19 protein-coding genes are annotated in these 19,266 nt (G+C 67.0%); 5 read left to right on the forward strand and 14 right to left on the reverse strand.

Going from position 1 to position 19,266, the window contains the following annotated elements; all coding sequences use genetic code 11:
* The first annotated feature begins 26 nt into the window (after window positions 1–26).
* Both B3D50_RS09925 and B3D50_RS09930 read left to right on the forward strand, forming a co-directional pair.
* Window positions 27–929: a flagellar motor protein MotB gene (locus B3D50_RS09925; protein WP_076222691.1), complete on the forward strand. Its 903-nt coding sequence runs from the start codon at window positions 27–29 to the stop codon at window positions 927–929.
* 111 nt (window positions 930–1,040) lie between these two features.
* A complete protein-coding gene (locus tag B3D50_RS09930) occupies window positions 1,041–1,772 on the forward strand; it encodes an arginyltransferase (RefSeq protein WP_286951011.1) in 732 nt (243 codons plus the stop codon).
* 155 nt (window positions 1,773–1,927) lie between these two features.
* Here B3D50_RS09930 and B3D50_RS09935 read toward each other — a convergent pair whose 3' ends face one another.
* From B3D50_RS09935 to parC, 3 genes are all read right to left on the reverse strand, one after another.
* Complete coding sequence (locus B3D50_RS09935) at window positions 1,928–2,944, reverse strand: M48 family metallopeptidase (RefSeq protein WP_286951012.1); 1,017 nt, start codon at window positions 2,942–2,944, stop codon at window positions 1,928–1,930.
* Window positions 2,945–2,950: 6 nt separating this feature from the next.
* Window positions 2,951–3,520 (reverse strand): LemA family protein, encoded by a 570-nt coding sequence (locus B3D50_RS09940; protein ID WP_046654201.1) that lies wholly within the window; start codon window positions 3,518–3,520, stop codon window positions 2,951–2,953.
* A 102-nt stretch (window positions 3,521–3,622) separates the two neighbouring features.
* Complete coding sequence (gene parC, locus B3D50_RS09945; RefSeq protein ID WP_286951013.1) at window positions 3,623–5,836, reverse strand: DNA topoisomerase IV subunit A; 2,214 nt, start codon at window positions 5,834–5,836, stop codon at window positions 3,623–3,625.
* Between the two features lie 103 nt (window positions 5,837–5,939).
* On the opposite strand from parC, the gene B3D50_RS09950 reads away from it, so the two are divergent.
* Complete coding sequence (locus B3D50_RS09950) at window positions 5,940–7,007, forward strand: NAD(P)H-dependent flavin oxidoreductase (protein ID WP_286951015.1); 1,068 nt, start codon at window positions 5,940–5,942, stop codon at window positions 7,005–7,007.
* Window positions 7,008–7,034: 27 nt separating this feature from the next.
* Here the strand turns inward: B3D50_RS09950 and recO are convergent, their stop codons facing one another.
* Window positions 7,035–7,766 carry a DNA repair protein RecO gene (recO, locus tag B3D50_RS09955; RefSeq protein ID WP_286951016.1) on the reverse strand — a complete coding sequence of 244 codons (732 nt, stop codon included), beginning with the start codon at window positions 7,764–7,766 and terminating at the stop codon, window positions 7,035–7,037.
* Complete coding sequence (locus tag B3D50_RS09960) at window positions 7,766–8,221, reverse strand: nuclear transport factor 2 family protein (RefSeq protein ID WP_286951017.1); 456 nt, start codon at window positions 8,219–8,221, stop codon at window positions 7,766–7,768. Before B3D50_RS09960 ends, recO begins: the two co-directional genes overlap by 1 nt.
* Window positions 8,222–8,312: 91 nt before the next feature.
* Between B3D50_RS09960 and B3D50_RS09965 the strand changes: the two genes are divergently transcribed.
* A complete protein-coding gene (locus B3D50_RS09965) occupies window positions 8,313–8,753 on the forward strand; it encodes a VOC family protein (RefSeq protein WP_286951019.1) in 441 nt (146 codons plus the stop codon).
* A gap of 114 nt (window positions 8,754–8,867) precedes the next feature.
* Complete coding sequence (locus B3D50_RS09970) at window positions 8,868–10,376, forward strand: acetyl-CoA hydrolase/transferase family protein (RefSeq protein ID WP_414632913.1); 1,509 nt, start codon at window positions 8,868–8,870, stop codon at window positions 10,374–10,376.
* A gap of 6 nt (window positions 10,377–10,382) precedes the next feature.
* Here B3D50_RS09970 and B3D50_RS09975 read toward each other — a convergent pair whose 3' ends face one another.
* From B3D50_RS09975 to B3D50_RS10015, 9 genes are all read right to left on the reverse strand, one after another.
* Window positions 10,383–11,621: a serine hydrolase domain-containing protein gene (locus B3D50_RS09975; RefSeq protein WP_286951022.1), complete on the reverse strand. Its 1,239-nt coding sequence runs from the start codon at window positions 11,619–11,621 to the stop codon at window positions 10,383–10,385.
* A gap of 4 nt (window positions 11,622–11,625) precedes the next feature.
* Window positions 11,626–12,591: a GTPase Era gene (era, locus tag B3D50_RS09980; RefSeq protein WP_286951023.1), complete on the reverse strand. Its 966-nt coding sequence runs from the start codon at window positions 12,589–12,591 to the stop codon at window positions 11,626–11,628.
* Entirely contained in the window at window positions 12,588–13,304 is a 717-nt protein-coding gene (rnc, locus tag B3D50_RS09985; RefSeq protein WP_003165378.1) for a ribonuclease III, read from the reverse strand. The genes era and rnc overlap by 4 nt, the downstream gene beginning before the upstream one ends.
* On the reverse strand, window positions 13,304–14,230 hold the full coding sequence (lepB, locus tag B3D50_RS09990) for a signal peptidase I (RefSeq protein ID WP_286951024.1): 927 nt from the start codon (window positions 14,228–14,230) through the stop codon (window positions 13,304–13,306). The genes rnc and lepB overlap by 1 nt, the downstream gene beginning before the upstream one ends.
* Before the next feature lie 112 nt (window positions 14,231–14,342).
* Complete coding sequence (gene acpS / locus B3D50_RS09995; RefSeq protein WP_003165381.1) at window positions 14,343–14,744, reverse strand: holo-ACP synthase; 402 nt, start codon at window positions 14,742–14,744, stop codon at window positions 14,343–14,345.
* Window positions 14,741–15,487 (reverse strand): pyridoxine 5'-phosphate synthase, encoded by a 747-nt coding sequence (locus B3D50_RS10000; protein WP_269297786.1) that lies wholly within the window; start codon window positions 15,485–15,487, stop codon window positions 14,741–14,743. Before B3D50_RS10000 ends, acpS begins: the two co-directional genes overlap by 4 nt.
* 15 nt (window positions 15,488–15,502) lie before the next feature.
* A complete protein-coding gene (gene pyrE / locus B3D50_RS10005; protein ID WP_286951026.1) occupies window positions 15,503–16,087 on the reverse strand; it encodes an orotate phosphoribosyltransferase in 585 nt (194 codons plus the stop codon).
* A gap of 45 nt (window positions 16,088–16,132) precedes the next feature.
* Entirely contained in the window at window positions 16,133–16,912 is a 780-nt protein-coding gene (locus tag B3D50_RS10010) for a TIGR00730 family Rossman fold protein (protein ID WP_076222809.1), read from the reverse strand.
* Window positions 16,913–16,949: 37 nt separating this feature from the next.
* The gene (locus B3D50_RS10015) at window positions 16,950–19,211 is read right to left on the reverse strand and encodes a RelA/SpoT family protein (RefSeq protein ID WP_376745494.1); all 2,262 of its coding nucleotides are present in this window, start codon (window positions 19,209–19,211) and stop codon (window positions 16,950–16,952) included.
* Window positions 19,212–19,266 lie beyond the last annotated feature (55 nt).

Consider the following 19,266-nt stretch of genomic DNA (forward strand, 5'->3'; position numbering starts at 1 on the left):
GAACACGGTTAAGACGGACCCGCCCCATGGCGCTGAACGATCGCCCGATCCTGATCAAGAAGGTGAAGAAGGTGTCCGGCCACGGCCACCACGGCGGCGCGTGGAAGGTGGCCTACGCCGACTTCGTCACGGCCATGATGGCCTTCTTCCTGCTGATGTGGCTGATCAACACGACCGATCCGGAGCAGAAGCGCGGCATCGCCGAATATTTCGCCCCGGCCAACGTCTCGGCCTCGACCTCGGGCTCCGGCGGCATCCTGGGCGGCACGTCGCTGGGCGATTCCGAAGGGGCCAAGGGCGCGGGCTCCAACGCCGTCATCGAACAACTGGCCCCCGAGGCCCCCGACGCCCCGCAGGAAGCGGGTCAGAACTCCAACCTGGCCTCGGCCAGCGAAGCCGCCCTGCGCGCCGAGATCGCCCGGCGTGAGGCCGCCGACTTCGCCAGCGCCGCCGAATCCCTGCGCCAGGCCATGCAGTCCATGCCCGAACTGGCCGAGCTGTCGAAACAGCTGATCATCGACCAGACGCCCGAAGGCCTGCGCATCCAGTTGGTCGACCAGGAAGGCCGGTCGATGTTCGAGAACGGCTCCTCGCGCCCCAACCCGAGGGCCCAACTGCTGCTGCGCGCCGTGGCCAAGGTGATCAACCAACTGCCCAACCGCATCACCATCACCGGCCACACCAGCGCCGTCGCCGGCTCCAGCCGCGCCAGCAGCCCCGGCGACTGGCCCCTGTCCTCGGCGCGCGCCGACGCCTCGCGCCTGACATTGCAGAGCGCGGGCGTGAGCAGCGACCGGGTCTATTCCGTCGCGGGCAAGGCGGGGTCCGACCCGCTGTATCCCGACGACCCGTCGCTGGCCGGAAACCGCCGCATCGCCATCGTCCTGCTGCGCGAAGCGCCGGTCCTGCCCACGGACACCAGCCTGTAGGACGCGAAGAAGACTTGCGAAAACGGCCGGTTGCGCGCCAAATCAGGACATGAGCCGCGTCTATTCATCCAGCCACTGTGCGGGCGCTGACGCCGTCACGGAGCGACAGCCGTGACCCAGCACTTCTTCTCGCGCCAGCTCCGCTTCTTCATGACCGCCAGCGCGCCCTGCCCCTATCTACCGGGTCAGTTCGAGCGCAAGGTCTTCGCCAACCTGCCGTTCAGCGACGGCGCCGACGTCAACGACGCCCTGACTCAGGCAGGATTCCGCCGCAGCCAGAACATCGCCTACCGCCCGGCGTGCGAGGCCTGCATCGCCTGCGTCTCGGTGCGGATTCCGGTGGCGGATTTCGAACTCTCGCGCTCGCGCCGCCGCATCCTGGCGCGCAATGCGGACCTGTCGCGTGATCTGGTCGAGGCCGAGGCGACGATGGAGCAGTTCGACCTTCTGCGCCGCTATCTGGCCGCCCGCCATCCCGGCGGCGGCATGACCGACATGGGCTGGCTCGACTATGTGTCGATGGTCGAGGACACGGCCGTCCGCACCCATCTGATCGAATACCGCCTGCCCAGCGAGGACGACGGCCCCGGCCGTCTGGTCGGCGTTTGCCTGACCGACCTGCTGCATGACGGCCTGTCGATGGTCTACAGCTTCTTCGACCCCGATCTGGAGCGTCGCAGCCTGGGCCGCTTCGCCATTCTGGACCACCTGCATCAGGTCGAAACGGTGGGCCTGCCCTATGTCTACCTCGGCTACTGGGTCCAGGGCTCGCCCAAGATGGACTACAAGGCCGAGTTCCGCCCGCTGGAGGCCCTGCGGCCATGGGGCTGGGAACGTCTCTAAACCCTTCTCCCCTTGCGGGAGAAGGTGGCAGGCGAAGCCTGACGGATGGGGTTGCTGGACCTTGGCCAGAGCCGCCCCTCTTCAGATTTCGGAGAGACCCCTCATCCGGCCCTGACGGGCCACCTTCTCCCGCAAGGGGAGAAGGACGAAGGGAATTAGGTCGTCGGCACGGCCGTACGCGCCTCACCCCACGGGCCGTCGTCCCGACCGCCGGCGAACTGCACCAGCGCCGCGATCCTTTTCTCGATCGGCGGATGGGTGGCGAACAGGCCCGAGAACCCCGTCTTCTCCGCCGTATTGTCCAGAAACATGCCGCGCAGTTCGTCCGGCGCCTCGAGCTTCGACTGGCCCGACACCTTGCGCAGGACCGAGATCATGGCGTCCGGATTCTTGGTCAGCTCCACCGCCCCCGCGTCGGCCACATATTCCCGCGTCCGCGACAGGGTCATGCGGATGACGGCGGCCAGGCCGAAGCCGATCACGCCGATGGCCAGTCCGATCAGGATCAGCGGCATGGCGTTCTTGTTGTTCCCGCCGCGGCCGCCGCGCACATAGAACAGGCTGCGGAACACCAGTTCGGCCACCACGCTGATGATCCCTGCGAAGATAGAGGCGATCACCATGGTCCGCACGTCCTTGTTGATGACGTGGGTCAGCTCATGCGCCAGGACGCACTCCATCTCGTCGTGGTTCAGGGTCTGCATCAGGCCGCGAGTGACGGTGACGCTGTAGTTGCCCTCATGCAGGCCGGACGCATAGGCGTTCAGCGACGGGCTTTCGATGATGCGCAGGGCGGGCGTCTTCATCCCGCGCGAGATCGCCAGGTTCTCCAGCAAATTATAGAGGTCCGGCTCGACCCGGCGCTCGACCTTTCGCGCTCCGGTCATGACGTCGATCATCATCTGATTGCCGAAATAGGCGATGACGAACCAGATCGCCGCCGCGATGGCGGCGAAGGGCACGGTCCAGCCCAGCATGGACGCCGCCAGCGCCAGATCCTGCCCCAGGTCGCCGCCCGAGTTGGGCAGCAGGCCGAAGCCCATCATCAGCACCTGGACGCCGAACAATATGCCGACCAACAGCACCGGGAACCCGGCCAGCAGGATCGCTGACCGGGTATTGTTCCGCCAGATGTGGGTCTTGAGGCCGACGGCCTGACCGAAAACCGCCATTGGGGCTTAGAACTTCACCGTCGGCGGGGCGGCGTTCAGGGCGGCGCGTTCGCCCTCGCCCACATCGAAGAAAGGCTTGTCCGCGCCGAAGCCGAACATCCCGGCGAACAGGACGGTCGGGAACTGGCGGCGCACGGCGTTGAACTCGCTGACCGCGTTGTTGAAGAAGCGGCGCGCGGCGGCCAGCTTGTTCTCGATGTCCGACAGATCCATCTGCAGCTGCTGGAAGTTGGCGTTGGCCTTCAGGTCCGGATAGGCCTCGGACACGGCGAACAGGCGGCCCAGGGTCGCGGTCAGCATGTTCTCGGCCTGCACCTTCTCATCCACCGTGCGAGCGCCCGCAGCGGCGGCGCGCGCCTGGGTCACGGCGTCCAGGGTGCCGCGCTCGTGCGTGGCGTAGCCCTTCACCGTCTCGACCAGGTTGGGGATCAGATCCTGGCGCTGCTTCAGCTGGACGTCGATGTCGGCGAACGACTGGTTCGCCGTCTGATCCAGCTTCACCAGCCGGTTGTAGGCGCCGACCACGACGAACAGCAGAATGACGACGATGACGCCGATGATGATCCAGGTGATCATTGAGCCTCCTCCAGCATTTCAGGCGGAATATGGGGGGCGGAAGGCCCGGCAACCAGTGAATTCGGCGTCACCCTTCCCTCTCCCGCCGGGAGAGGGTTGAACTCAGCGGAACTTGCGCAGACCGCGCGGGCCTTGGCGACCGGCCCCGGCGCGCTTGCCCAGCCAGTCCTTCCAGTCCGGCCAGTTGCGGCGACGACCGCCGCCGTCAGCCCATTCCGGCCCCGCCTCGGCGTTGAACACCGTCACATCGGCCAGACCGCCTTGCTTGTAGTTCTGCAGCTTCACGCCCTTGCCCCGGCCCATTTCGGGCAACTCGGCCAGGGGGAAGATCAGCGTCTTGATGTTCTCGCCGATGACGGCGACGTGGTCGCCCTGCGGCTGGCTGGGCACGCGCAACATGGCCAGCATCTCGCCGTTCAGCACCTGCTTGCCGCCGCGCTTCTGGGCCAGAAGGTCGTTCTCGGGCGCGACGAAGCCATAGCCGGCCCTGGACGCGATCAGCAGCTTCGCATCGGGTTCGTGCGCCACGACATTGATGATCTCAGCCTTCTCGTCGAGGTCGATCATCAGGCGCAACGGCTCGCCATGCCCGCGCCCGGAGGCCAACTTGTCGGCGCCGATGGTGAAGATGCGGCCGTCCGAGGCGCCGATCAGCAGCTTGTCCGTCGTATAGGCGGGGACCAGGAAGCCCAGCTTGTCGCCTTCCTTGAACTTCAACTCGGAGGGGTCGTCGACCTTGCCCTTGGCGGCGCGGATCCAGCCGCGATCCGACAGGATGACGGTGATCGCCTCACGCGGAATGAAGGCTTCCGGCGCGACGAAGGCCGAGGCGTCGACCGCGTCGCCGATCACGGTCCGGCGCGGCGAGACCAGGGCCTTGCGCACGGCCTCCAGCTCCTTGCCGATGGCCTTCCACTGCTTGGCCTCCGAAGACGTCAACGCCTGCAATGCTGCAAGTTCTTCCGACAGCTCCTTGAATTCCTTCTCAATCGTCATCTCTTCGAGACGGGCCAGCTGGCGCAGGCGGGTGTCGAGAATGAAGTCGGCCTGAAGTTCGCTCAGTCCGAAGGTCGTGATCAGGGCCGCCTTGGGCTGTTCTTCCTCGCGGACGATGCGGATGACCTCGTCCAGGTTCAGGAAGACGATGCGCAGGCCTTCCAACAGGTGCAGGCGCTTCTCGACGCGGGCGATGCGCCACTGGCTGCGGCGGTTCAGCACCACGCGGCGGTGGTCGAGGAAGGCCCGCAGGCAGTCCTTCAGCCCCATGACGCGCGGCGTGCCTGTGGCGTCCAGCACGTTCATGTTGATGGGGAAGCGCGTCTCAAGATCGGAAAGCTTGAACAGGCTTTCCATAAGGACTTCAGGCTCTACTGTCCGGGACTTGGGCTCCAGGATCAGGCGGATGTCCTCGGCCGACTCATCGCGGACGTCGGCCAGCAGCGGCGCCTTCTTGTTCTCGATCAGGTCGGCCAGCTGTTCGATCAGCTTGGACTTCTGCACCTGATAGGGAATCTCGGTGACGACGATGCGCCAGACGCCCCGGCCCAGATCCTCGGTGTCCCAGGCCGCGCGCAGCCGCACCCCGCCCCGGCCCGTCTCATAGGCGTCCAGCATGGACGCATGGCCCTCGACCGAGACGCCGCCCGTGGGGAAGTCCGGCCCCGGCACGATCTTGACCAGATCTTCGGTCGTGGCGTCCGGCTGCTCCAGCAGCAGTTGGCAGGCGTCGATCAATTCACCGACGTTGTGCGGCGGGATCGAGGTCGCCATGCCCACGGCGATGCCCGACGACCCGTTGGCCAGAAGATTGGGGAAGCCCGCCGGCAGGACCACCGGCTCCTCGTCCTGATCGTCATAGGTGGGACGGAAGTCGACCGCGTCCTGATCGATGCCGTCTAGCAGCAGGACGGCGGCGGGCGTCAGCTTGCACTCGGTATAGCGCATGGCCGCTGCGCTATCGCCGTCGATGTTGCCGAAGTTCCCCTGCCCGTCGACCAGCGGATAGCGCTGGGCGAAATCCTGGGCCAGACGAACCAACGCCTCATAGATGGAGGCGTCGCCGTGCGGGTGATAGCCGCCCATCACCTCGCCGACGACCTTGGCGCATTTGCGCGCCGCCGCCTGCGGGTTCAGGCGCATCTGATGCATGGCGTACATGATGCGCCGGTGCACCGGCTTGAAGCCGTCACGCACGTCGGGCAGCGCGCGGTTGGTGATGGTCGACAGTGCGTAGGCCAGATAGCGGCGCGACAGCGCATCGCCCATCGGTTCTTCGACGATGCGGCCGCCTTCGGGCGTCGGGGTGTGGATGGTCATACGGCTTCGAATCAATGATCGGACGAGGAAAGTCTAGCGCAGCCGGGGCCTGACGCCGGGATTGTCAGCGCCTATCTGTGCAGAAACGCGTGAAGGAGCCCCGATGAAGACCGCCCTGACCGAACGCCTCGGCCTGTCCTTCCCCCTGATTCAGGCGCCGATGGCGGGAACCTCGACCGCCGAACTGGCCGCCGCCGTGTCGAACACGGGGGCGCTAGGCTCCATCGCCCTGGGGGCCATCGACGCCGAGGCGAGCCGCAAGGCCATCCGTGCGGTGAAGGCGCTGACCGACCGGCCGTTCAACGTCAATCTGTTCTGCCATACGCCGATCACGGCCGATCCGGCGCGCGACGCCGTCTGGATCGACAGCCTGCGCCCGATCTTCAGCGAGTTCGACGCCGCGCCGCCTGAGCGGCTCAACGACATCTATCAGAGCTTCCTGACCGACGACGCCAAGCTGGCCGTGCTGGTCGAGGAAAAGCCCGCCGTGGTCAGCGTCCATTTCGGCCTGCCGCGCGCCGATCAGATCGCGGCGCTGAAGGCGGCGGGCTGCGTACTGATCGCCAGCGCCACCACGCCCGAGGAAGGCCGCGCCGCCGTCGCCGCCGGGTTCGACATGGTGGTTGCCCAAGGGGTCGAGGCGGGCGGTCATCGCGGCGTCTTCAACCCGGCCGACGATCCGCACTTTGCGACCCTGCCGCTGACCCGCCTCCTGGCGCGCGACCTGCCGGTTCCGGTGATCGCGGCGGGCGGGATCATGGACGGCGCCGGGATCGCGGCGGCGCTGGCGCTCGGCGCGGCCGGGGCGCAGATGGGCACGGCCTTCGCGTCCTGCCCGGAGTCAGCGGCGGATGCGGCCTATCGTTCAGCGCTGGAGGGACCGGAAGCGGGACGCACGCGGGTCAGCGCGGCCATCTCCGGCCGCCCGGCGCGCGGGGTGGAGAACGCCTTCATGCGCCGCGCCGATGAGACGAAGATCGCCGCCTATCCTTACGCTTACGACCTCGGCAAGGCGCTGAACGCGGCGGCCAGGGCCAAGGGCGACAACGGCTATGCTCCGCACTGGGCCGGGCAAGCCGCGCCACTGGGCCGGGCGCTGCCCGCCGCTGAACTGGTCGCGATGTTGGAAAGGGAAACGCGTGAGGCGATTGCGGGACTGACCCGCCTCTGACCCTTCCTGCTCATCCCGGCGAAGGCGTTACAGCCGTCCGGCCTGGCCCAGTTTGTCGATCATCCAGACCCGCGCGGGCGGCAGAGGCCGGTTCAGGGCGTGGAAGACGAACTGCTCAAGGAAGTGTCCCGTCAGCTCCAGCCCCGCCTTCACGTCACCCTCGCCCAGCCCGGCCTGCGCGCCCAGCATGAAAGGCGGCAAGGTCAGCAGCTTGTCGGCATAAGGCGCGCCCGCCTCGCGGCTGACGGCGCGGCCGGTGCGGGGGCTGACCCAGACCAGATCGTCCATCGACCCTGTTGAGGCGCAGCGCGACAGGTCGAGACCAAACCCCAGATCCTCCAGCAACCCCGCCTCGAACCGCACGAAGATGGCGGGCCAGACCTCCGGCACGGCGAAGGCCCCCATCAGCGCCTCGAAGGCGTAGAAGGCGCCGGGGTGCGGCTCGCGCTCCGGCAAGGCGCCCTGCGCCACGGCTGCGGCGGCGCTCAACCCGGTCAGGGCCAGCGGGTCGTCGAACAGGGCGGCGGGGCCTTCGCCCACCGGCTCCAGCCGCGCCGAGCCCAGCTGATCCGACGTCCGCGACCGCAGATCCGCCACAACTCTGGCGCCGGGCTGCAGGAAGGGCCGCATCTTGCGCGACGCCCCGCCCGCGACATAGGCGGCGCGGCGGCCATGACGTTCGGTCAGCAGATCGACCACCGCCCCCGTATCGCCATGCGCCCGCGCCGACAGCACGAAGGCGTCGTCCTGAACCTCCATCAGTCGGCCTTGATGGCGTCGACGACGGCGCGCGCCTTGTCGTTCGGCACGGCGAAGCTGAGGACATACTGCTCGATCTTCCAGCCGTCGTCGGTCAGGCGCAGCACGCCCGAGCCGCGCGTGGTCCCATAGGCGTCGTTGTCCAGCACCTCGTCAAACCAGGCGACGCAGCGGCAGTCGATCGGGGCGATGGCCACGGTCCGCGCCGTCGGTCGATAGGTCCAACCGCGCCCTTGCGAGAAGTAGGGCGTGGCGTAGGCGCGGAACTCCGAAAGGCTCCACCGCTCGGCGGCATCGGTGCCGATGAAGCGGGCGTCCGGCGTGAAGGTCGCGAAATAGGCCTCGCCGTCCGCCACCGAAGCGGCGGCGTGCATGGCGTCCAGCGTGCGCTCTATCGGCGCGGTCTCTGCGGGCGCGGCGGACAGTTGAAGCATCATCAGGGCGGCGGTGATCATGGCTTTGTTCTAGTCCTGTTCCGTCAATGGGGGAAGCGCCGGGAAACGACGTCCGCCTGGCGCGTTTCGCCTCCATCCGAAGGAGGATCCCATGAAGATCGTCACCAGCCTCAGCTTTCAGGGCCAGTGCCGCGAGGCGCTGGAGTTCTACGCCCGCGTGCTGGGCGGCAAGGTCACGGCCGCCTTTCCGTACGGCGACGGCCCGCCCGACATGCCGGTCGATCCCAAATACAAGGACTGGCTGATGCACGGCTGGCTGGAGGTCGGGGATCAGGCGATCATGGGGGCCGACATGCCGCCCGAGTTCGCGCCGAACATCGACAAGCCCAAGAACGGCTTCGACGTGTCGTATCACACCGACGACCTCGCCAAGGCGCGGCAGCTCTTCGACGCCCTGTCCGAGGGCGGCAAGGTGTCGATGCCCTTCGCCGAAACCTTCTGGTCTCCCGGTTTCGGCAGCTTCACCGACCGGTTCGGCATCCCGTGGATGGTCAACACCAACCCGACGGCGGACTGGAAACCCGGCGGCTAACGCCATTGTGATCACGAACTGTTACGACCAAAGCCGTATTGGAATCAGGGTGATGCGGCGCCTATGTCCGCGTCGTTCAATGAGCCCTCCCCGGCTCCAGTCGTCAGGTTAGCGATGTCCCGCGTCCGTAACGCCGCCCTCAAGTCGAAGATCATGTCCGCTCAGGACGCCGCCGCCCTGATCCCGGCCAACTCGACGGTGGGCATGAGCGGCTTCACCGGCTCGGGCTACCCCAAGGTTGTGCCCATGGCCCTGGCCGAGCGGATCGAGGCCGAGCACGCGGCGGGCAATCCCTTCAAGCTGAAGGTCTGGACCGGCGCCTCGACCGGGCCCGAGCTGGACGGCGCGCTCGCAAAAGCTGACGGCATCGAGTTCCGCCTGCCCTATAACTCCGACCCGATCGCCCGCGAGAAGATCAACAAGGGCGAGATGGAATATCTGGACATGCATCTGTCGCAGGTGGCGCCGGTCGCCTGGCAGGGCTTCCTGGGGCCGCTGGAGACGGCGGTGGTCGAGGTGTCGGGCATACGTGAGGACGGGGCGTTGATCCCCTCGTCCTCCATCGGCAACAACAAGACCTGGCTGGACCGCGCCGACCGGATCATCCTTGAGGTCAACAGCTGGCAAAACGCGGCGCTGGAGGGGATGCACGACATCTACTACGGCACGGCCCTGCCGCCTGCGCGTGTGCCGATCCCGCTGACCAAGCCGACCGACCTGATCGGCGAGACGGTCTTCCGCGTCGATCCGTCCAAGATCGCCGCCATCGTCGAGACGGACAGCCCTGACCGCAACCTGCCCTTCGCCGCGCCGGACGCCAACGCCACGGCCATCGCCGGGCATCTGATCGAGTTCCTGCAGCATGAAGTGAAGCTGGGCCGCCTGCCCGCCCATCTGCTGCCGCTGCAATCGGGCGTCGGCAATGTCGCCAACGCCGTGCTGGCGGGTCTGGCTGACAGTCCGTTCGAGAATCTGACCGCCTATACCGAAGTGCTGCAGGACGGGATGCTGGACCTGCTGGACTCAGGGAAACTGACCGTCGCCTCGGCCACCGCCTTCTCGCTCAGCCCTGAGGCCGCCGCCGATCTGAACAGCCGGATGGAGCAGTTCCGCGGCAAGATCATCCTGCGCCCGCAGGAAATCTCGAACCACCCGGAGATCATCCGCCGCCTGGGCTGCATCGCCATGAACGGCCTGATCGAGGCCGACATCTACGGCAACGTCAACTCGACCCACGTCATGGGTTCGCGCATCCAGAACGGCATCGGCGGTTCAGGCGACTTCGCCCGCAACGCCTATATCTCCTGCTTCGTCACGCCGTCGACGGCCAAGGGCGGCAAGATCTCGGCCATCGTCCCCATGGCCAGCCACGTCGACCACATCACCCAGGACGTGCAGGTCATCGTCACCGAACAGGGCCTGGCCGACCTTCGCGGCCTGTCGCCCAAGCAGCGCGCCCAGGTCATCATCGCCAACTGCGCCCACCCCGACTATCGCGACGCGCTGAAGGACTATTACGCCCGCGCGCTGAAAGGCTCATACGGCCTGCAATCGCCCCACCTGCTGACCGAGGCGCTGTCGTGGCACCAGCGGTTCATCGAGACGGGGTCGATGAAGGCCTGATCGGCCTCAGCGCGCCAGCGCGGCGGGGAACGGGCGACCCAGAGCCTCGGCCATGGCCTGCTGGTTGATGAGCAGCACCAGGTCGCGCAGGTGATAGTTGTTCGACAGCACCACCACCGTCACCTCCTGCTCCGGCTGGTAGGACACCAGGTTGCGGAAGCCCGCCCAGCTGCCGGTGTGGTAAATCTGGCGGTCGCTGAACGGCGAAGAGGTCCGCTCGCCCAAGGCGCTGACGTAGATGCCGTAGCCATAGGCCCGATGCGGCCCGCGTCGCTCCGGCATATCGTCCGGCGCATGGTCGGCGATCAGGTCAGCATAGGCCTTGTCGCTCAGGACGTGGCCCTGATGCAGAGACCGATTCCAGGCCAGCATATCGTCCAGCGTCGAATACAGCGCCCCGGCGCCCGCCACGACACTGACGTTGGCGATGGGCTGCGGCGTCAGGCCCGCCGGAAACAGGCCATAGCCCATGGCCAGACCCTGGGCGTCGTCATTCACGTCCGAGCCGGTGTCCTTCATGCCCAGAGGCTTGAGGATCGCCTGCTCCAGATAGGTCTCGAACGGCTGGCCGCTGGCCTTTGACACGATCTCGGCCGCCAGGTTGAAGGCGGCGTTATTGTAGCGGACCTTCGTGCCCGGCTCGAACTGCAGGCCATAGCGGGCCGAGGTCTCGGTCAGTTCCTGCGACGTGCGGTGGGTGACGCGGATACGGCCCCACTCGGCCTGGGCCATCACGTCCGGAATGCCCGAGGTGTGCGACAGCAGGTGATGGATACGCAGCGGCCGCCAGGCGTCGGGGCATGGCTCGATCCATTTGCAGACGGGATCGTCGACCGACAGCTTGCCCTCGTCCTGAAGCTTCAGAACGGCGACGGCGGTGAACTGCTTGGACACCGAGGCCAGGCGGAAACGAGTGTCCAGGGCGAAGGGCGTATCCTGCTCATAGTTCGCCTTGCCGTAGACCTGGCGGAACAGAACCCGATCGCCCCTGGCCACCAACACGGCGCCGGTGAACTGCTTGCTGGCCGCCAGGTGGTCCAGACGTTCCTTCAACTGCGGCAGGGCCTCGACCACCTCGACCGGCGGACGCTTGGGCAGGTCTGTCCGATAGACGGCGGCTGCCTGGGTTTCCGGCGCAACGGCCTTCACGAACCATGCGCCCGCCCCAGCCGAGATCAGGCCGGCGGCGACGAGGGAACAGAGGAACCAGGGCCTTCCGCCCGCGGTCTTGGGAACGATGAACACGAGACTAGACGTCAAACTCCAGGCCGAACTGGGCGTACAATGCCTTTGAGTCCTGCCATTTGGGATCGACTTTGACGGTCAAAAACAGGTGAACGGGCCGATCCAGGATCTCGATCAGCTCTTCACGCGCCTTCTGGCCGATCCATTTCAGGGTCTGGCCGCCCTTGCCCAGAACGATCGGGCGCTGGCTTTCACGCTCGACATAGATGGTCTGTTCGATGCGGGCCGAACCATCCGGCCTGTCCTCGAACGAGGTCGTCTCGACCGCCGCCGAATAGGGCAGTTCCTCGTGCACGCGCAGATAGACCTTCTCGCGCGTGATCTCAGCGGCCAGAACGCGCAGGGGCACGTCCGCCGACTGGTCTTCCGGGTACAGCCACGGACCCTCGGGCATGGCCAGGGCCAGGCGGGTCTTCAGATCGTCCACGCCGTCGCCGCTGAGCGCCGAGATCATGAAGACCTCGGAATAGACGCCCGTCTCGAACAGGCGCTGCGACAGGGCAAGCAGGGTGTCGCGGCGCATGCCGTCGATCTTGTTCAGCGCCAGGATGACCTTAGTGTCGGTCGCCTTCAGATTGGCGATGATGGTCTCAGTGTCCTCGGCCGAGCGGCGGTCGGCGGCGGTGCCTTCGCGACCTTCAGCGTCGATATGCGACTGGGCGTCGATCAGGTGGACGACCACGTCGGCGTCCTGCGCCCCGCCCCAGGCCGAGGCGACCATGGCGCGATCCAGACGACGGCGCGGCGTGAAGATGCCGGGCGTGTCCACCAGCACGATCTGGGCGTCGCCCTTGATGGCGATGCCGCGCACGGGGAAGCGCGTGGTCTGGACCTTCTGGGTGACGATGGAGACCTTGGAGCCGGTCAACCGGTTCACCAGCGTCGACTTGCCCGCATTGGGCGCGCCGATGATGGCGGCGAAGCCCGCGCGCTGGTCGGTGATCTCGGTGGTTTCGGTGGTCTCGGTCAAATTACGTCTTCTCGTTTCAATAGGGCGATGGCGGCGGCCTTTTCCGCCTCCTGTCGCGAACGTCCCTGGGCGCGGGCCGGTTCATAGCCCGTCACCGTCGCCTCGACCGTGAAGGTCGGCGCGTGATCCGAGCCGGTGCGCTGGACCACTTCATAGGTTGGCAGCGGTCGGCCCTGGCCTTGCGCCCATTCCTGCAGGGCGGACTTGGGGTTGGTCACCGCCGCACTCGGAGGCGCGGCCAATTCTTCGGCCCAGGCGCGCTCGAACACGGTCTGGGCGGCGATCAGACCGCCATCGCGATAGACGGCCGCCAGGATCGCTTCCACAGCATCGGCGATGACTCCGGCCTTTCTGCGGCCGCCCGTCTTGGTCTCGCCGGGCGACAGCCGAAGCGCGTCGCCCACGCCCAGCCGTTCGCCCACGCGGGCGCAGGCGCTCTTGTCCACCAGGGCGTGCAGACGGGCGGACAGTTGCCCCTCGTCCGCTGACGGATAGTCGCGCACCAGTCGATCCGCGACCAGAAGGCCCAGCACCCGGTCGCCCAGGAACTCCAGCCGCTCATTGTCGGCGGGAACCTGCGGGCCCGCCCCTTCGCCCACGCTGGAGTGCGTCAGGGCGCGCTCCAGCAGGGAGGCGTCCTCAAAGTCATGCCCCAGGCGCTGGCGCAGGGCCGCCACGGCCTCGGCGCGCACATTCGTGCGTCCGCCGGCCATCAGTCGAGGATCTTGAAGAACCGGCTGAAGCGCACATTGGCGAACCAGCTGACCGGGTTGAACAGCGAGGCGCCCGGCGTCCACGAGAACATGATGATCTCGGCCTTGCCGACCAGGTTCTCGGCCGGGACCATGCCCACGCCCGCCGACATCTCGACGCGGCTGTCGATCGAGTTGTCGCGGTTGTCGCCCATCATGAAGTAGTGGCCGGCCGGTACCTCATACAGCGGGGTGTCGTCCAGATCGCCGCCGGGGCCGAAGTCCTGCGTCATGAAAGTGCGGCCGCCCGGCAGGGTCTCGCGCACCTGGGTCACGGCGCGCGGACCGAACATGTCGGCCATCTGGGCGCGGCTGACCACCACGTCCTGAACCGGCGCGCCGTTGATGTAGAGCTTGTTGGCGATCATCTGCACCTTGTCGCCCGGCAGGCCGATCACGCGCTTGATGTAGTCCGTCTTGTTGTCGCGCGGCAGCTTGAACACGGCGATGTCGCCGCGCTCCGGCGCCTTGCCCAGGATGCGGCCGTTGAACACCGGCGGGCTGAACGGGATCGAGTGCTTGGAATAGCCGTACGACCACTTCGACACGACGATGTAGTCGCCTTCGTACAGGTTCGGCTCCATCGAGGCCGACGGGATGGTGAAGGGCTGGAACAGCAGCACCCGCAGCACCAGCGCGATCAGCAGGGCGAAAACGACGGTCTTGATGATCTCGACCGTTTCGTTGCTCGCGGACTTTTCTTTCTTCACTCGCTTGGCCTTCCTGGAGCGCCGGGGCGCATAGATCGGGGTCTCGCTGTCGAGCGCCTCGGGATCGTCCCCCATGTCGAAGGGCGCGTCGCCGTCGTCGCTCCAGATCGGCCGTTGGTCAGCCGGATCGAGGGCTGGGTCGGCTGCTCCGCCGTTCGCCTTGGGGTCGTCGCTCATCGTCTGCTCGAATCCCCCGCCGAACGCGGGGTTTGAAGGTCGAGGCGTAGTCGCTGAACCCGCCGCGAGCAAGACTCTGGATGATGAAGGAACCGCAACCTTCGCAGCGGCATCAGGCCTTGGGCAGGGCCTCGATCACCACGAAGGCCAGGGCGTAGGGGTGTTCGTCGCTGAGGGTCAGGTGGATGCGCGCCTCATGCCCCGGCGGGGTCAGGCGGGCCAGATGCTCGGCCGCGTGACCGGTCAGGGCCAGGGTCGGCTGGCCGGACGGCAGGTTCACCACCCCCATGTCGCGCCAGTAGACGTCGGAGCGCATGCCGGTGCCTAGGGCCTTGGCGCAGGCCTCTTTCGCCGCAAACCGCTTGGCGTAGCTCCAGGCCGGATCGGCCTTGCGATCCGAACGGGTGCGCTCCAGTTCGGTGAAGACGCGCTGTTTGAAACGGTCGCCGAAACGGTCCAGCGACGCCTGGATGCGACGGATGTCCGACAGGTCGGCGCCGACGCCGATAATCACGAAACAGCCTCGTCCATCGCCGCGCGCATCCGGCGGATGGCGGCGTCCAGGCCGACGAAGACCGCCTCGCCGATCAGGAAGTGGCCGATGTTCAGCTCGACGATCTCGCGAATGGCCAGCACATCGCCTGCCGTGGCGTAGTCGAGACCGTGGCCCGCATGGACCTCCAGCCCCAGAATGTCGGCCTGGGCGGCGGCGGCGGCCAGACGCTCGAACTCGACCGCGCGCTGGGCCGGGTCGGTCAGGTGGCAATAGCGGCCGGTGTGGAACTCGACCACCTGGGCGCCGACCGCGGCGGCGGCCTCGACCTGGTCCTCGGAGGGTTCGATGAACAGGCTGACGCGGATGCCTGCGTCGGACAGGGCCTTCACCACCGGGGCGATGCGGGCCTCATGACCGGCGACGGCCAGACCGCCCTCGGTCGTCACTTCCTCACGGCGCTCCGGCACCAGGCAGGCGGCGTGCGGCCGGTGACGCAGGGCGATGGCCAGCATCTCCTCCGTCACCGCCATCTCGAAGTTCAGCGGCTTGTCCGCGCGGCGGCACAGGGCCGTCAGCACGTCGATGTCGGCGTCGGTGATGTGACGACGATCCTCGCGCAGGTGGGCGGTGATGCCGTCGGCCCCGGCCGCCAGCGCCGCCTCGGCCGCGCGGGCCGGATCGGGATGAGCGCCGCCGCGTGCGTTACGGACCGTGGCGACGTGGTCGATATTGACGCCCAGACGAACCCGCTGACGCTTCATCCCGTTCTCTCTTCTCTACTTGGACAGGCGGCGGCTGCCCGGATCCTCGACCGGCAGGGCGGCCAGTTCCGGCGGCAGGGCGTCGGCCGGATAGGCCGGCACCTCCATCGAAGCCAGGGCGATCAGGGGCACGCCCACATCGACCTTGCCGCCCGAACGGTCGACGATGCAGGCGGCGGCGACGACATGACCGCCCGCCTTCTGAATGGCGGCGATGCATTCGCGCGACGACAGACCCGTGGTGACGATGTCCTCGACCATGACGATCTTCTCGCCCGGCTCGACCGAGAAGCCGCGACGCAGTTTGAACTCGCCGCCCTCGCGCTCGACGTACATGGAGCGGACCTTCAGGTGCTTGGCCGTCTCATAGCCGGGGATGATCCCGCCGACAGCAGGCGAGATCGCCGCATCGACCGGGCCGACCGTGGCGACGATTTTTTCGGCCAGCGCCTTGCACAGGCGCTCGCAGCGGGCGCCGTCCATGAAGACCAGGTTCTTCTGCAGGAAGACCGGGCTGTGCAGGCCGGACGAGAGGACGAAATGGCCTTCGCGCAGGGCGCCGGCGTCGCGGAATTCGTTTAGGACGTCTTCAGTGTTCATGAAGGCCGTCCTTAGACCCTGCAGCGGCCGCCCTCAACCCGCGCCCTATTTGATGTCGCAGTTGGGCTTCAAGCCGCCTTCCAGCAGCTTGGTCCACACCGTCTCGGCGTCATCGGCGAAGGCGAACAGCTTCATGTCCGACGCCTTGACCATGCCGTGCTCGATCAGGGTGTCGAAATTGATGACCGAACGCCAATAGGCCTCGTCGAACAGGACGATGGGGATCGGCGGCGCCTTGTCCGTCTGGCGCAGGGTCAGGATCTCGAACAGTTCATCCAGCGTGCCGAAGCCGCCGGGGAACACGACCAGCGCATTGGCCCGCATGGCCAGGTGCATCTTGCGCATGGCGAAGTAGTGGAACTGGAACGTCAGCTCCGGCGTCGACCAGGGGTTCGGGAACTGCTCGTGCGGCAGGGTGACGTTGAAACCGATGGACGGCGCCCCGGCCTCGTGCGCGCCCTGGTTGGCGGCCTGCATGATGCCCGGTCCGCCGCCCGTTGCGATGACGTTGTCGCGCACCTCGCCCGGCTCGCCGCGGAAGGCGCCGCCGCGTTCGGAGGCGATGCGGCCGAACTGACGCGCCTGCTCGTACCAATAGGCGTGGCGGCCGTCGCCGTTCACGCCGACGCGGGCGCTGCCGAAGACCACGATGGTTGAGCGCACGCCCCAGGCCTTCAACGCCTGCTCGGCCTTTTCATACTCCATCAGGAAGCGCACGCCGCGCATCGACTCGCCCAGCAGGAAGTCCTGATCCAGGGCGGCCAGACGATAGGAGGGCGAGGCCATCTGGGCCTCATTGGCGAGCTTCTGTTGTTCGGGGGACATTTCGACCTTTGAGAAAACTGATGGCGTCAGCGTCGGCTCAGCCGCGCGCGCGATCAACCGTATCGACGTAGGGATTGGCCCTCAGCGCCGCAATGATCATGGTGGCGTGGCGGGCGTCCTCGACCTCCACGTCGATGTCGACGTCGTAGAAGTCGTGCTGCCGGTGCGCCATCGACAGATTCAGAATGTTGCCGCCCGCCTCGCCGATGATGGAGGCCACCTGCCCCAGCACGCCGCGCGCATTGGTCAGGGTGGCGTGCAGCTTGACCGCGCCGACGGCGCTGCGCTCGGCCTGCGGCGTCCATTGCAGATCCTGCCAGACGGAGTCGTCATCGGCGAAATCGGCCAGGGTCTGACAGTCGATGGTGTGGACCGTCAGCCCCTTGTCCGGCTCAAGGATGCCGACGATGCGGTCGCCCGGCACCGGCGAACAACACTGGCCGAAATGGATGCTGACGCCGGGCGTCAGGCCGCCGCCGCGCACGAACAGGCGCGGCGATTCCTCACCGATGCGCTTGCGTTCCGGCCCGGCCTTCAACTGGCCCTTCAGCGCCGGGAACAGGGTCTCAGCCACGCGCGTCGCGGTCAGGCGGCCCCGGCCGATGGCGTCGAACATGTCTTCTTCGGACGGCATGGCGAAGGTCTTCAGCACCTCCGTCAGCTTGACGTCGGCCAGCGACTTGCCCGCCCGCTCCAGCGTCTGCTCCAACGTCGTCTTGCCCAGGCGCACGAACTCTTCGCGCTCCGACGAGCGGATGAAACGACGGATGGCCGAGCGCGCCCGGCCCGTGACGGTCAGGCTGCGCCAGTCGGTGGGCGCCTCACGCTTGGTCCCGCGAATGATCTCGACCACGTCGCCGTTCTGAAGCGCCGTGCGCATGGGCTTCAGCTCGCCATTGATCTTGACCCCGACGGCGGTGTCCCCGACCTCGGTGTGGACAGCGTAGGCGAAGTCCAACGGCATCCCGCCGCGCGGCAGGGTGATCAGCGTCCCCTTGGGCGTGAAGACGAAGACCTGATCCAGATACATTTCGAGCTTGGCGTGCTCGACCCAGTCTTCGCCGCCTTCCCCGTGCTCAATCACCTGAACCAGATGGCGCAGGTTCAGCAGGGGATCGCGGCCGCCGTCGGCCTCCATGGCCTCGCGGTCGAAGCCGTAGGACTGGTTCTTATAGGCCCAGTGCGCCGCCACCCCGTCCTCGGCCACACGGTCCATGATCTCGGTGCGAATCTGCATCTCGATGCGCAGGCCGCCCGGCCCGACGACCGTGGTGTGCAGCGAGCGGTAGTTGTTCGACTTCGGCGTCGAGATGAAATCCTTGAACCTCTCCGGCACCATCGGCCAGGCGCGATGGATGACGCCCAGGGCGCGGTAACAGTCGTCCTCGCTCTCGACGATGACGCGGAAGCCGTAGATGTCCGACAGGGACGAGAAGCCGACCGTCTTGCGCTGCAGCTTGCGCCAGATGGAATAGGGCGTCTTCTCGCGCCCCTTGACCCGCGCGGTCAGCCCCGCCTCGGATAGCACCCGTTCGATCTCGGGCGAGACGGCCTCGATGGCGCTGCCGTTCTCCAGCTTCAGCGCCTCCAGGCGGCGCTGGATGGCGACGCGCGCCGTGGCGTTCAGATGCTCGAACGCCAGCTCCTCCAGCTCGGCGGCGATGGAGTGGATGCCGATCGACCGGCCCAGGGGGGCGTAGACTTCCAGCGTCTCGCGGCTGATGCGCTCGCGCTTCTCCGGCTTCACGAAGTGAAGGGTGCGCATGTTGTGCAGGCGGTCCGCCAGCTTGACCAGCAGCACCCGCACGTCGCGCGAAATGGCCAGGATGAACTTGCGCAGGTTCTCGGCCTGACGCGTGTGCTCGGCCTGAAGCTCCAGCCGCGACAGCTTGGTTACGCCCTCGACCAGGACGGCGACCTCTTCGCCGAACATCTCGGCGATGTCCTCGCGCGTGGCCGAGGTGTCCTCGACCACATCGTGCAGCAGGGCCGTGACGATGGTCGCCGTATCCAGCCGATAGTCGGTCAGGATGCCCGCGACCTGGATCGGATGGGCGAAATAGGGATCGCCCGAGGCCCGCAGCTGCGAGCCGTGCATCTTCATCGCATAGACATAGGCGCGGTTCAGCAGCGCCTCGTCGGCAGTCGGATCATAGGCCTTGACCGCCTCGATCAGTTCGAACTGGCGCATGATCGGTGCGCGCTTGGTATCAGACAATGCAGGGCCTTCAGACGACTTCGGCGCCGCCCCGGCAGGGGACGACGCCGACTTGTCTTGCAGATTCGCGGGTTGGTCCATCGGCGTGTCCGCCAGGGGCCGCGCCGTTGAGGAGGTGACGCCGGTGACAGGCTCT

This window comes from Brevundimonas sp. UBA7507, from assembly GCF_002478355.1.
GTDB classification, from domain to species: domain Bacteria; phylum Pseudomonadota; class Alphaproteobacteria; order Caulobacterales; family Caulobacteraceae; genus Brevundimonas; species Brevundimonas diminuta_D.

Coding starts and splice junctions, on each gene's coding strand:
- B3D50_RS09925 (WP_076222691.1), top strand. CDS start 27: ATGGCGCTGAACGATCGCCCGATCCTGATCAAGAAGGTGAAGAAGGTG.
- B3D50_RS09935 (WP_286951012.1), bottom strand. CDS start 2,944: ATGGCGGTTTTCGGTCAGGCCGTCGGCCTCAAGACCCACATCTGGCGG.
- B3D50_RS09940 (WP_046654201.1), bottom strand. CDS start 3,520: ATGATCACCTGGATCATCATCGGCGTCATCGTCGTCATTCTGCTGTTC.
- parC (WP_286951013.1), bottom strand. CDS start 5,836: ATGACCATCCACACCCCGACGCCCGAAGGCGGCCGCATCGTCGAAGAA.
- B3D50_RS09950 (WP_286951015.1), top strand. CDS start 5,940: ATGAAGACCGCCCTGACCGAACGCCTCGGCCTGTCCTTCCCCCTGATT.
- recO (WP_286951016.1), bottom strand. CDS start 7,766: ATGGAGGTTCAGGACGACGCCTTCGTGCTGTCGGCGCGGGCGCATGGC.
- B3D50_RS09960 (WP_286951017.1), bottom strand. CDS start 8,221: ATGATCACCGCCGCCCTGATGATGCTTCAACTGTCCGCCGCGCCCGCA.
- B3D50_RS09965 (WP_286951019.1), top strand. CDS start 8,313: ATGAAGATCGTCACCAGCCTCAGCTTTCAGGGCCAGTGCCGCGAGGCG.
- B3D50_RS09970 (WP_414632913.1), top strand. CDS start 8,868: ATGTCCCGCGTCCGTAACGCCGCCCTCAAGTCGAAGATCATGTCCGCT.
- rnc (WP_003165378.1), bottom strand. CDS start 13,304: ATGGCCGGCGGACGCACGAATGTGCGCGCCGAGGCCGTGGCGGCCCTG.
- lepB (WP_286951024.1), bottom strand. CDS start 14,230: ATGAGCGACGACCCCAAGGCGAACGGCGGAGCAGCCGACCCAGCCCTC.
- B3D50_RS10000 (WP_269297786.1), bottom strand. CDS start 15,487: ATGAAGCGTCAGCGGGTTCGTCTGGGCGTCAATATCGACCACGTCGCC.
- pyrE (WP_286951026.1), bottom strand. CDS start 16,087: ATGAACACTGAAGACGTCCTAAACGAATTCCGCGACGCCGGCGCCCTG.
- B3D50_RS10010 (WP_076222809.1), bottom strand. CDS start 16,912: ATGTCCCCCGAACAACAGAAGCTCGCCAATGAGGCCCAGATGGCCTCG.
- B3D50_RS10015 (WP_376745494.1), bottom strand. CDS start 19,211: ATGGACCAACCCGCGAATCTGCAAGACAAGTCGGCGTCGTCCCCTGCC.